Annotated in this window: 12 protein-coding genes; 5 read left to right on the forward strand and 7 right to left on the reverse strand. The window is 42.2% G+C overall.

Annotated features, from left to right (window positions below):
* Positions 1-73: 73 nt before the first annotated feature.
* The 4 genes from IGI78_RS08660 (at position 74) to IGI78_RS08675 (ending at position 2,954) form a co-directional block, all read left to right on the forward strand.
* The gene (locus IGI78_RS08660; protein ID WP_140965655.1) at positions 74-1,288 is read left to right on the forward strand and encodes a GNAT family N-acetyltransferase; all 1,215 of its coding nucleotides are present in this window, start codon (positions 74-76) and stop codon (positions 1,286-1,288) included.
* Positions 1,289-1,339: 51 nt separating this feature from the next.
* Positions 1,340-1,825: a nucleoside 2-deoxyribosyltransferase gene (locus tag IGI78_RS08665; protein WP_010748216.1), complete on the forward strand. Its 486-nt coding sequence runs from the start codon at positions 1,340-1,342 to the stop codon at positions 1,823-1,825.
* Positions 1,826-2,491, forward strand: a complete 666-nt coding sequence (locus IGI78_RS08670) for a hypothetical protein (RefSeq protein WP_086292337.1) — start codon at positions 1,826-1,828, stop codon at positions 2,489-2,491. It abuts the gene before it with no gap.
* A 277-nt stretch (positions 2,492-2,768) separates the two neighbouring features.
* Positions 2,769-2,954, forward strand: a complete 186-nt coding sequence (locus IGI78_RS08675; RefSeq protein WP_005226019.1) for a hypothetical protein — start codon at positions 2,769-2,771, stop codon at positions 2,952-2,954.
* 56 nt (positions 2,955-3,010) lie between these two features.
* Here IGI78_RS08675 and lepB read toward each other — a convergent pair whose 3' ends face one another.
* The 4 genes from lepB to clpB form a co-directional block, all read right to left on the reverse strand.
* Positions 3,011-3,580 carry a signal peptidase I gene (lepB, locus tag IGI78_RS08680; protein ID WP_008380056.1) on the reverse strand — a complete coding sequence of 190 codons (570 nt, stop codon included), beginning with the start codon at positions 3,578-3,580 and terminating at the stop codon, positions 3,011-3,013.
* 167 nt (positions 3,581-3,747) lie between these two features.
* Complete coding sequence (locus tag IGI78_RS08685; RefSeq protein ID WP_081118564.1) at positions 3,748-4,701, reverse strand: ABC transporter ATP-binding protein; 954 nt, start codon at positions 4,699-4,701, stop codon at positions 3,748-3,750.
* The gene (locus IGI78_RS08690) at positions 4,698-6,239 is read right to left on the reverse strand and encodes an ABC transporter permease/substrate-binding protein (RefSeq protein ID WP_430617963.1); all 1,542 of its coding nucleotides are present in this window, start codon (positions 6,237-6,239) and stop codon (positions 4,698-4,700) included. The genes IGI78_RS08685 and IGI78_RS08690 overlap by 4 nt, the downstream gene beginning before the upstream one ends.
* Positions 6,240-6,403: 164 nt before the next feature.
* A complete protein-coding gene (gene clpB / locus IGI78_RS08695) occupies positions 6,404-9,010 on the reverse strand; it encodes an ATP-dependent chaperone ClpB (RefSeq protein ID WP_195265089.1) in 2,607 nt (868 codons plus the stop codon).
* A gap of 308 nt (positions 9,011-9,318) precedes the next feature.
* Between clpB and IGI78_RS08700 the strand changes: the two genes are divergently transcribed.
* Positions 9,319-10,845: an ABC-F family ATP-binding cassette domain-containing protein gene (locus tag IGI78_RS08700; protein WP_086292335.1), complete on the forward strand. Its 1,527-nt coding sequence runs from the start codon at positions 9,319-9,321 to the stop codon at positions 10,843-10,845.
* A 38-nt stretch (positions 10,846-10,883) separates the two neighbouring features.
* Here IGI78_RS08700 and IGI78_RS08705 read toward each other — a convergent pair whose 3' ends face one another.
* The 3 genes from IGI78_RS08705 to IGI78_RS08715 are packed head-to-tail and all read right to left on the reverse strand — an operon-like array spanning position 10,884 to position 13,157.
* Positions 10,884-11,915 carry a lysylphosphatidylglycerol synthase transmembrane domain-containing protein gene (locus IGI78_RS08705; RefSeq protein ID WP_081118567.1) on the reverse strand — a complete coding sequence of 344 codons (1,032 nt, stop codon included), beginning with the start codon at positions 11,913-11,915 and terminating at the stop codon, positions 10,884-10,886.
* 27 nt (positions 11,916-11,942) lie between these two features.
* A complete protein-coding gene (locus IGI78_RS08710; RefSeq protein WP_005235800.1) occupies positions 11,943-12,215 on the reverse strand; it encodes a DUF1294 domain-containing protein in 273 nt (90 codons plus the stop codon).
* A 33-nt stretch (positions 12,216-12,248) separates the two neighbouring features.
* Positions 12,249-13,157, reverse strand: a complete 909-nt coding sequence (locus tag IGI78_RS08715; protein WP_081118568.1) for a diacylglycerol/lipid kinase family protein — start codon at positions 13,155-13,157, stop codon at positions 12,249-12,251.
* Positions 13,158-13,196 lie beyond the last annotated feature (39 nt).

Consider the following 13,196-nt stretch of genomic DNA (forward strand, 5'->3'; position numbering starts at 1 on the left):
CTTAACCGTTATTTAGACATATTCATTCAGGTTTTGCTATACTAGAGCTAGCAAATAAATTGGAGTTGAAAGAATGGACAATAATTTTCATCAAAATCTACATATTCGAGCGGTGGATGAAAAAGACGTTGATCAGTTCAATGAACTGTTAAGCTACGTTTTTCAGATCACTGAATCGGATATTGAAGAAAGCGGCTATGAGAGCAAACGGGAAATGATCAAATCTAAGCGCCCGATCTTAGAACTTTCCAAGGTCTTTGGCTGGTTCAATGAAGACAAGTTGATCTCGCAAATCGCCGTTTATCCTTGTGAAGTCAATATACACGGCAAATTGATCAAAATGGGCGGAGTGACCGGTGTTGGGACCTACCCTGAGTATGCCGGACATGGCCTGATGAAAGACCTGATCAAGCTTGCCTTAGAAACCATGCGGGAAGATCAGCAATGGATCTCCTATCTTTATCCATACAATGTGCCCTACTATCGTCGCAAAGGCTGGGAGATTATGTCCGACAAGCTGACCTTCAAAATTCGTGATACCCAACTTCCGAAAACCAAAGAAGTCCCTGGGATCGTAGAGCGCAAAGAAGTGGATGACCCTGATGTCTTTACTGTCTACAACCAATTCTCCCGCGACAACCATGGTGCCTTGCAGCGGACCTCTTTTCATTGGGAAGAGTATTGGCGCTATGAAAATGAAGAAGAGCGCACCGCGGCTGTCTATTACAATGCCAGCGGTCATCCGACTGGTGTACTTTTTTATTGGGTAGCCGAAGAAGTCTTCCACGTAAAGGAAATGTTCTACTTGAATCAAGAAGCCCGCAATGGTCTTTGGAATTTTATCTCTGCTCATTTCTCAATGGTTTATTGGGTCAAAGGAGACATTTATTCAAATGAACCTCTGTCCTTCTACTTGGATGATAGCCAAATCAAAGAAACCATCGAGCCTTATTACATGGCGCGGATCGTCGATGTAGAACAGTTTTTGACAAATTTCCCATTTGAAGCCTTCCAAACACCCTTTCACTTTGTTGTATCCGACCCAGTTGCCGATTGGAACAACGGAATCTTTGGTGTCCAATACAATCACGGGGAGATCGTAGTTTCAAGAGAAGCTATCGGAAAAGCGGTCCAGTTGGATATTCAGACATTGTCGTGTCTGTTGATGAATTACCGCCGTCCGGCTTACTTAGAGCGTGTGGAACGACTAAATACCGATTCAGAAACACTGGCATTACTGGAATCGATCATCCCTGATATGGAAGCCTATTTCAGCGATTATTTCTAAACAACGAATCAACAAAACGTACAACTATGAATGATTAAGGAGTGTTTTTGAATGAAACTATATTTTGCTGCTCCCCTGTTTGCTGCTAGTGACCTGCGCTACAACGCCGAACTTGTTGCGTCGATTCGCCAGCAGTATCCGCAGCTGGAGATTTATTTACCTCAAGAAAATGCCGCGATCAATGATAAATCCGCCTATGCGGATAGCAAAATGATCGCTTTGGCAGATACCGAAAAAGTACTGGAAAGTGATTTGATGATCGCATTACTGGATGGTTTGACCATCGATGCTGGGGTTGCCTCTGAGATCGGTGTCGCCTATGCAAAAGGCATTCCTGTTTTAGGGCTTTATACAGATAGTCGCCAACAAGGAGCCGACAATCAGCAAAAGCTGGCAGCATTACAAACCGTTGCGGAAAACCAATTCCACTATGTCAATCTTTATACGGTGGGTTTGATCAAACTAAATGGTGAGATTTATTCCTCTGAAGCAGCCCTTTTAGCTGGCTTAGCCGACTATCTTTCGGAGGACAACTAAATGGGACAAACTTATCAGCGACTGCAAAAGGTATTCACTATTTTTGGTATTCTCGTGTTTTGTTTTTCTTTGTGGGAATTTTTCCGTGGGGTCTATCCGCAAACACAAGGATTGATTTTCTTAGTTCAGGCATTGCTTGGGATTTTATTGATTTTCGTCCCAGAAATGAGTAAAAAGTTCTTAAAAATCCAGCTACCAAATGCCACCGTCTACTTTTATTGGTTTTTCTTGCTGATCTCTGTATTTATGGGGACAATTCTGCATTTGATTGAAACCATTGCTTTCTGGGATAAAATTCTACATGCGGTGAGTCCTATGGTCTTGACGGCTGTTGGCTATGGATTGATCTGTCTCTTACTAAAAGAAGTCCCCGTTTCAAAAGTTTCTCCATGGTTATTTTTATTAATGGGCTTTGCTTTTGCTGGCTTATGTGGTGTTTTCTGGGAGTTTTGGGAATTCATCTGCGATTCCGTTGGTGGAATGAATCTCCAACGTTATGCAACTTTAGATGGCACACCGTTTATCGGCCGTGAAGCATTGATGGATACGATGGGCGATTTACTGACCAACACGATTGGTGCTGCTCTAATGGGCGTGTTCGCTTACGTACAAGGACGAGGCAAACCTGATTACTTTGAAAGTTATCGGATTCGGAAATTATCATAGTCTACCTTTAAAAGCCGGTTGAAAAGCATCGTTTTTCAACCAGCTTTTTTCTATTGTTCTTTTATTGATAAAGAAAAATTTATAAAAATACTTAAATGGTAGCTCTTGTTTTTGCTGATTCACTGTATACCAAGGGTTCCTATCGTGTGTATAAACTAATAAAACGTTTACAATCTAAAAAAAATTCCCTCGTTTAATCATTTTTATTTCCCCAAAAAACCTTGGTCTGTTATAATTACATTATTCATTTGACATTGCGTCAGTAAAGGAGAGGCTTATGGTCCTAACAGTGTTTTTCATTTTATGCTGCTTGATTTTTTCATCGATCACCTATGCGTTCTCTAAAGATGCCCGGAAATTTGTCCAACCTTTATCAATCAAAATTATTTTTATTGCATCAGCTATTATTGCGGTTTGGACAATGTTCTTCTCAATGGTTGCCTTTGTCGCTTGGGTGATCTAAAAAACATTCTTACCAGTTGCGGCGTTTTCGCTGCATTGGTAAGAATGTTTTTTTGGTTAGAAAAGTTTGATTTGATTCAATGGCCAAAAGCGCAGCAGCACTTTCCCTTCCATTTGATCTTCTGTTACAACCCCGAAACTGCGACTGTCCCGAGAGATCAAACGATTGTCTCCCATCACAAAATAGCTGCCTTCAGGAACCGTTACCGTGAAATCATCGGTAAAGTGTTCGGCACCAGCGGCGATTTGCTGAAACATTTCGCGATAAGAATATTCATCTTGTAATTGATCGTCCGCAAATTTTTCTTTAAAATCATCTAAATAGGGTTCTTCGTATACTTCTCCATTGATTGTTAAGACATCATCTTTCATTTCGATAGTATCACCGGGTAAACCAATCAGCCGCTTGACAGCGATTTTGCTTGGATCATCTGGTTCAACGCAGATCACGATGTCTTGCCGGTCATATGAAGAAATTTTTGATGCAATCAGCCGCTGTTTATCGGCCAAAGTCGGGTCCATAGAATGGCCACTGACTTGAACAGGCGTCAGGACAAACAGACGGATGAGAACCACGGCGACGATAAAGAAAAGCAGTAACCAATTCTCTTTTAGGATTTTTACCATAGCTGCTCTTTCGCTCCTTTACTGCATCTTTTGTCATTATCAAAGCTCGTTTCTGGCATTCTAACAAAAGATATCTTCCTCAATCTTACGTGGAATTTTTACATTGAGCAAGAGAAATCATCGATTTTTAAAAAAATATGACATTTCTAGTGGCCATAAAGAACCTTTTACGTTCGATCACGACTCAAGAAAGCAAACACATCTTTTCGACTTAGACTTCCTACCAGTTTCTGCTCTTCTTCAATCACTACCGTGTCATGAGTTGCAAATAAGGTATACAACTCATTTAAAGTAGTAGATGCAGCGATTTGAGGAGCCCCAGGGTTGACTTCATCGCTGAAAAAGTTCATCCGCATCAAATCCCCTGCTGTGACCAGTTTTGCTTCGTCTTCACCGGTCTCTTCAAAAAAGCTTTTCACAAAAGCAGTTTTTGGTTGCGAGACAATCACTTCCGGTGTATCACATTGGACGATCTTCCCTTGATTCATGACAGCAATGCGTGTACCTAGTTTTACCGCTTCTTTCATGTTATGCGTGACAAAAATAATCGTCGTCCCAAGTTCTTGGTGCAAATCAAGGACTAACTCCTGCAAGGAATTACGAGAAATTGGATCAAGAGCACTAAAGGGTTCGTCCATCAGAATAATTTCTGGGTTAGCAGCTAACGCTCTTAAGATCCCGATCCGTTGCTGTTCTCCTCCTGACAACTCTTTAGGCATTCGATGGCGGTATTGCTCTGGGTCAAGTTTGACCTGTGTCAGCAAACGATCCACGGCTTCTGAGCGATCTTTTTTTGACCACCCTAACATCTCTGGGATCACTTCGATATTTTGTTTGACATCCATCGTCGGAAACAGAGCGATTTGTTGGAGAACATACCCCATTTGCCAACGCATTTTTTGAATATTGTATTCTTTGATCCGTTTTTCTTTGAAGTAAATATCACCATCTGTCGGTTCTGACAACGCGTTGATCATCTTCAAAGTCGTCGTTTTCCCACTCCCAGAAGGACCGACCAAAACAAAGATTTCCCCTTTATTGATGCTCAGATCTAACTGATCGATCACTAGTTTTTGATCAAACTTTTTACTGACGTTTTTAAATTCAATAATTGGTGTCATTCTTGTCCCTCCTCAATTAATCCTTCGTCTATCAGGAAGGTACGCGCGACTTCTGCTGGATTTTTTCCTTCGACATTGACCTGATAATTCATTTCACTCATTTGTTCTTCAGTGATTTTCCCTGCCAACTTTTCCAATGCACGGACGACTTCTGGATGTTCCTTGGCAAAGGCTTCTTTCATCAAAGGCGCTCCTTGATAAGGTGGAAATAGTTCTTGATCGTCTTCTAGAATAACTAAGCCATATTGACGCAATTCACTGTCCGTGGAATAGGCATCCAGTAGACTGATATCGCCATTATTGATGGCTTGATAACGCAATGCTGGTTCCATACTTTGGACACTTGGAAAATCTAGCCCATAGCGTTCTTGGATGCCCGCATAACCGTCCGTCCGATCAATGAATTCGAGGGTGAAGCCGGCTTTGATTTGATTTTCGATTTTCTTCAAATCAGAGATCGTGGTTAGTCCATTTTCCTCAGCAAATTCTTTTTTCACAGCCAACGCATAGGTATTTTGATACGCCATCGGCTGAAGCAAGGTCATCTCAAACTGATCCTTCAATAGATTGACTGCTTCGGTATAGGTTTCGTCGGAGTCAAGTTTTTGACTCGCAAGCTCTTCTGGTACCTCAACTAAGCTCTCCAACACGGTACCGGTAAACTCCGGATAAATATCAACTTGGCCATTGTCTAATGCACTGAATAAGAATGAGGTCTTTCCGAAATTTGGCTCTAGTTCAACTTGGGCATCAGGGTCTTCTTGTTCAATCAATTCTTTGTACATGTTGATCAAGATATCAGGTTCGGACCCTAGTTTCCCTGCGATGGTGATGGTTTTCGGCGCGAAAAATCCGCTCTGTGAAAAAGAAACGCCGCCAATCAGCAAGATGATTGCTGCCAGTGTAATCAAGGTATAGCGCGGTTTCAGGTGTTGTAGATATCGGATCAACGTACTGAAAACAATAGCCAGTAAAGCAGACCCGATCGCACCGATCAGCGTTAATTCAGGGGCATTCCGATCGATCCCCAACAAAATAAAGGAACCTAGCCCACCAGCGCCAATCAGAGCGGCTAAGGTCGCTGTTCCGATGATCAAGACCAATGCCGTGCGAATCCCCGAAATAATGACAGGCAAGGCAATCGGTAATTCGACTTTGATCAATCGGCGCATCCGAGACATACCAAATGCCGCCGCAGCTTCTTCGATTGATGGATCGATCTCCGAAAGGCCAATATAGGTATTTTGAAAGATCGGCAATAACGCATAAATAACTAGTGCGATCAACGCAGGCGGCGTTCCGATCCCCACGAATGGAATCAATAAACCTAACAGTGCCAGTGATGGAATCGTTTGTAACACACTCGTTATTTGTAGGCCGACTTCCGCTGCCCGTTTATGATTAACCAGCCAAATGGCTAACGGGACAGCAATGACGATCGCGACCAGCAGCGCAATGATCGACAATGACAAATGCTCAAAGACAGCTGTCAGCAATTCCCCTTTTCGCTCATTCAACGTTTCAAAAAAAGTATTCATCTTTTCATTCCTCTCCTACTCCATAAGAACAGTATAATCGAAGTGCGAATTTCCTCCAAACAACAAGCAAGGGGAACTTTTTTGTCTTATGTTGAGCGACAAAAAAACGATGGCTGCCACTTAAACGGCAACCATCGTTTTGCATTTATCCATTTTTTATCTTTTTATTCTTCGGTAATTGGCGTATTTTCAAAAACCAGTTGATCGTTCAATAATTCAATCGTGACTTGGGTCTTTGGTAAGACTCTGCCGGCAACGATTTCTTTTGCCAATGGGGTTTCGACTTCTCTCGTGATAAACCGACGGAGAGGACGCGCACCATACGCTGGCTCATAAGCATTTTCAGCGATCCATCGTTTGGCTTCTTCAGTGATCGTCAACAGTATATCTTGGACTTCCAGTCGTTGTGAAAGCTGTGCGATGATCTTGTCGATGATGCCTGTCACATCGTTTAGACTAAGCGGTGTGAATAAAATCGTATCATCGATCCGATTTAAGAATTCTGGTTTGAAATGCCCTCTCAAGAGATTACGGACATTTTCAGCAACGTTTTCTGGGATCGTCCCTTCTGCGGTCACGCCATCTAGCAAGACTTGAGAGCCGATATTGCTAGTCATGATCAAGACTGTATTTTTGAAATCAACGACTCGCCCTTTTGAATCTGTCAAACGGCCATCATCAAGCACTTGTAACAAGATATTAAAGACATCAGGATGGGCTTTTTCGATTTCATCTAACAAAACGATCGTGTAAGGATTGCGGCGGACAGCTTCAGTCAATTGCCCACCTTCTTCAAACCCTACATAGCCTGGAGGGGCACCGACTAAACGAGACACTGAATGTTTCTCCATGTATTCGCTCATATCGATCCGAACCATATGCTCTTCTGAATCAAAGAGGTTGACCGCCAACGCTTTCGCTAATTCGGTCTTACCGACGCCGGTCGGACCTAAGAACAAGAAGGAACCTAATGGTCGATTTGGATCTTGCAGGCCAGCTCGTGAACGAATAACTGCATCACTGACAGCATCGACTGCTTCATCTTGTCCGATGACCCTTTGATGCAAGGTCTCATTTAATTTCAACAGTTTTTCTCGTTCGCCTTCCACTAATTTAGCGACTGGAATCCCTGTCAAACGTCCCACGACTAAGGCGATCTCATTTTCGGTCACTGACTCTTGGACCATCCGAATGCCTTCGACTTGGTTTTTTTCTTCTAGTTCAGCTAGTTCTTTTTCCAGTTGGGGAATCGTCCCATGGCGAAGAACAGCGGCCCGTTCCAAATCATAGTTATTTTCAGCATCTTCCAACTCATGCTTGGCTTTATCGATCTCTGCCCGTTTGTTGGAAACTGCATTCACTTCTTCTTTTTCCGTTTCCCACTGCATTTTCATGGTATTGACTTCTTCACGCAATTCCGCCAATTCTTCTTGTAAAATGCCTAAGCGTTTTTTCGATGCATCATCGGATTCCTTTTTCAATGCGGCTTCTTCGATCTCCAGTTGCATCAAACGACGGGTAACTTGGTCGAGCTCAGTAGGCATCGAATTCATTTCCACCCGAATTGTGGCACTCGCCTCATCGATCAAGTCAATGGCTTTATCTGGTAAAAAGCGGTCCGTGATATACCGATCAGATAAGGTCGCCGCAGCAACAAGCGCGTTGTCATGGATGTTGACGCCATGATGGATCTCGAACCGTTCTTTCAGGCCACGTAAAATCGAAATCGTATCTTGAACGGTTGGTTCCTGTACCAGCACTTTTTGGAAACGACGTTCCAAGGCTTTGTCCTTTTCCATGTATTGACGGTATTCATCAAGGGTGGTTGCGCCAATCGTATGCAATTCTCCCCGTGCCAGCATTGGTTTCAGTAAGTTTCCAGCATCCATGCTGCCTTCCGTCTTACCAGCACCTACAATATTGTGGATCTCATCAATAAAGAGAATGATCCGGCCATCGGCTTTTTTCACTTCTTGTAAGACGGCTTTCAAACGCTCTTCAAATTCACCTCGGAATTTAGCACCTGCGATCAAGGCACCCATATCCAGAGAAAAGATCGTTTTGTCTTTTAGGTTTTCTGGGACGTCTTTTCGCACGATCCGTTGAGCCAATCCTTCAACGATGGCTGTTTTACCAACCCCCGGTTCACCAATCAAAACGGGATTGTTTTTTGTTTTCCGAGAAAGGATGCGAATCACATCGCGAATTTCTTCGTCTCGTCCGATAATGGGGTCCATTTTTCCGCTGCGGACTTGTTGGACCAAGTCAACGCCGTATTTTTCTAATGCTTTGTATTGTTCTTCTTGATTTTGTGAGGTCACACGATCCCCTCCTCTTAATGTTTCGATCGTTTGCTTGATTTCTTTTGCGGTGACTCCTTGTTTCTTTAAATACACCGTCAAGGGATGATTTTTCAATTTCATCAACGCATAAAGGACGATTTCTGTGGAAAGATACTCGTCTTGAAATTCATTTTTTAATTGATCTGCCTCAGACAAAAGATGAAACAGATTTTGACTCATGGATTGACCATAACGAACATTTCCTCCTTCAACGGAAGGCAGTTCATCTAATAATCGGTCGACTTCTTTTTCAAAAGCATCGACATCGAGCCCTGTGTCCGTATAAAAATTGCGGCCGAATTGATTGGCTTGCAATAAAATCTTCCATAAATGCGGAATATCAATTTCTTGATGGTGACGGGTCATGGCAATCTGCTGGGCTTCAGCGATAGCACTTTGTAATGTAGTCGTCATTTTTTCTGGGTTCATACTTTTCCCTCCCAAAATGGTAGTCAGAAAAAAAGTACACTGCAAGCAGTATCCTTTTTTCTACTCTTCTATTATACAATATTGGTCAGTAATGGTCAAAAGTTTTCCCTCGAACATCAAAAATTTTTTCAGTATTATTTCATGAAAATTGACAGATGGGAAGTAGCAATGGTATGCTAGGTCGTGATTGGTCAGGAACAACCGATTTTCCTGATCGTTTTAAGCGCTTTTTGGCGTATTTTATTCAGTAAGATTATCTACTTAGCTGTAACGTCTACTGTTTACAGCTTTTTTATATGGAGGAAACGATGTTAACATTAACGAATATTAGCCAACAATTTGGCGACAAATTGCTTTACGAAGATGTTTCCGTTCAAATCAACCGTGGGGAAAAAGTCGGTTTGATTGGACGGAACGGCGCTGGCAAAAGTACTTTAATCAAAATCATTACAGGAGAAATTCTCCCTGACGATGGCTTTGTTCAATTTCCGAAAAATTTGAAAATGGGCTATTTGGATCAATACGTCAATGTTGATGAAACGCAATCGATCCGTGATTTTTTGCGCTCTGCCTTTGTAGAAGACTTCGAAAAAGAACAACAGATCGCCGATCTTTATACTGCTTATGGCGAAAGTCTCGACGATAAGCTTTTAGAAAAAGCGGGCGAATTGCAAAATCAACTGGATCAAGGAAATTTCTACCAAATGGATACATTGATCGATGATTTAGCAGAAGGGTTAGGTATTTCGGTTCTCGGCATGGATACGCCCCTTGCTTCCTTAAGTGGTGGTCAACGCTCGAAACTGATTTTAGCGAAAATGCTCTTAGAAAAACCCGACATGCTGATTTTGGATGAACCAACCAACCACCTAGATGATGAACATATCAAATGGTTAGTTGAATTTTTACAAAACTTTACTGGTACCTACTTAGTCGTTTCTCATGATCGTCAATTCTTGAATGAAATCACGACCCATATCATTGATATCGAATTTGGCAAGCTTTCTAAGTATACTGGGAATTTAGACAAAGCATTAAAACTAAAAACGTTGCAAAACGAAAGCTACATGAAGCAATACGAAGCACAGCAAGAGCATATCAAGAAAACTGAAAGCTATATTCGTAAATACAAAGCTGGTTCTCGTTCAACAATGGCAAAGAGTCGTGAAAAACAATTGGCAAAAATCGAACGCTTGACTCCACCCCAAGATGTCCCTAAACCGCATCTAGGATTTGATTTGGCACCGATCGTTACGACCTTGGCATTAGAGACGACCAATCTAGTGATTGGGTACGACCAAAAGCCCTTACTCTCCCCAATCAACCTAACGATCCGCTATGGCGAAAAAATTGCGATTCGGGGATTTAATGGGATCGGTAAATCAACATTGATCAAAACGATTCTCGGTGTGATCCCTGCAATTGAAGGAACCGTTTCTTACCCGCAGCATACAAAGTTTAATTACTTTTCTCAAGACCTGGACTGGGAATATCCCTTGCAGACCCCTCTTCAATACCTTGAGGATCTTTTCCCAAAGGCCACTAACAAAGAATTGCGGCGGCAACTTTCTCGGGCGGGATTACCTAGCCAATTAGCCCAGGAAGAATTGAAATTATTAAGTGGTGGCGAACAGACAAAAGTGAAGTTAGCTGAAATGATGTTGATCAAAAGCAACTTTTTGATTCTTGATGAGCCGACCAACCATATCGATCAAGACACGAAAAACAATTTGGAAGAAACCCTGGCAGCCTTTCCTGGAACCGTTCTGATCGTTTCCCATGAAGCTGAATTTTATGAATCCTTTGTTGATCGGATCATTGATTTGAAAGACTAAAAAACACGCTTATCCTCTACTCGAAGATAAGCGTGTTTTTAACTTTCCACTTTTTCTTTTCTTAATTCAGTCAACTCTTGGCTGATATCTTTGCGCTTTTCTTTCATTACATATGCAAAGCCAATAATGAAGGGCCAAATGAATGTCGCTAAGCGATACAGCAGCATGGAAGACGCAGCATCGACCGTGCCAACTAATGGACCAAAAAGCAGCATATAAATAAATTCAAATGATCCGATCCCCGCCGGTGTTGGGATCACCCCGGACAAGACGACGGCAAAGCTGATGAAGGATAACGTCAATAAGAAATCGATCTCTGGATGCTGCACAACAAGAATCACGTAAGGAATCACATACCAAGGTAGCATCTTCAAAAGATTCCAAAGGTAGATGCGCAAGAAAGCGGTGCGGTCGGTAATGATTGCGTTGACCGTTTCTCGCAAAGAATAGATCTGGGTGTTGCATTTGTCAACGATCCCTCTTAACGTTGCACTTTTGAACAGCTTATTGCTGATGATCACAAAAAAGACTTGAATGTTGATACTGACAGAAAGTGCCAATAAAGCGGCAATGATCAAAAAGACGAGTACGATCCCCACCAAAATTACCCAAATCATATTCGGCGCATTGTCATAGAATAGCGAGAATTGAATAATCAACCCAGCGATTGCATATGTCAATATGGCAAACTTATACATCACCATGTGTAAGGTGGTGACACCAACCCCTTGTGACAATTGCAAACCATTTTTACGATAAAAATTCACCTCTGAGATCAAGGTGCCCGCCCCAAACGTCACGATCCGGTAAAAACCACTGTAACAAACCGTTAAAAAGCCTGCCTTAGTAGTAAATTCCGGTTGAAACGTCACAGCGATCTCTTTCACTGTCCGTCCTTCGATCACCAGGTACAATGTGCCAAGTCCCATAACTAATAAGACGACGAGAAAGCTGGTCTCTCTTAGCCCCGCCAAAATATCCATCATCGAGTTACGGACAAAAAAATACATCACACCCAGAATCCCTACTAGTAAAAGTAAATTAAGGGCGAACTTCACTTTAGTTTTCATATTAACTCCTTGCTTGTTATACCGAATTTATGCAAAAAAGACCATCAGCAGGATAGCAAAAACGGTGCCAAAAGCAAAAAAGAGGTGAAACTTCTTCTTTCTTGTTTTGTGGCGAAATACGCGTTGCGCAATTAAACCGCCTAATCCGCCGCCAATCGCCCCCATAAAAAGGAGATTTGCTTCGGGAACCCGCCAACCTTGTTTCACTGCCTGATATTTATCATACCCCATCAGACAGAAAAGATAAAGATTGACTGCAATTAAATAAAACCACAATGGATTGTAAATCAGTGCATTCATCCATTTCCTCCATATGATTGATCGTAGGGACCATTATTTTGATTCTTTTGCTTCCTCAGGTACCAGCATCGTCAACCCATGTTTGATGACTTTCATCTCAATCGGCAGATCATCCGTTGGGTCGCCATCGGTTCGAGTATGAACCGTTTTTTCTTTGGCCTTTATTGAGACCTTTGCGGCAGTGAAATATTCAACACTTGGGACTTTGGCAATTCTACCACGAATAATTCTTGGTAGATACAAAATAAACCGTAAAATATTCAGTTTTGGCAAAAGAATGACATGAAACAACCCGTCATCAGGTTTTGCTTCTTCATCAAAGTTCTTAAACCCACCTGCTGAATTTGACATAACGATTGTCAGTAATTGACTTTTTCCCTGCCATTTCCGTTCGTCAGCAATAACTTCTAATTTGTATTGTTTCTTTTTGATCAACAGATGAATGAACCGTTTCATAAACGCTAACGGCCCATACTGCTGTTTTTCTTCTTGGGAAGTTGCGGCGGCGGTATCTGCCAGAAGACCAATGGTCATCGTCGAGATCATTACTTGATCATTGACCATCCCATAATCGATCGGACGTTCAGCCCCTGTTAAAACATTCTCAAACGCTTCTTCTGGTTTGACTGGTATACCCAACATTCGAGCGAAATTATTTACCGTTCCTCCAGGAATGATCCCGATCTTCAGCTCATCCAGCTTTTCTTTGAAGGTTTGCAGCCCATGATGGATCGTGCCATCTCCGCCGATGATCACAATCGTATCGACTGCGTGTTTTTTGGCAGCCTCTCGAACGTCTTTTGGATCCACGTCTGGATTTGAGGCCTGCAAGAACGCTTGATGCTCTTCGCCTTGTTCTTTCACATAGGCTTGGAATTTTTCTGCTGTTTCTTTTGCTTCACTTTTCCCCGCTGTATCATTGTATAAAACGAGAATTTTCATCCTATTCACATCCTAAAAAGGCCGGGTCTTACGCAAGAC

Origin of the sequence: Enterococcus sp. DIV1767 (assembly GCF_050542585.1) — a bacterium.
Taxonomy (GTDB): domain Bacteria; phylum Bacillota; class Bacilli; order Lactobacillales; family Enterococcaceae; genus Enterococcus_D; species Enterococcus_D innesii.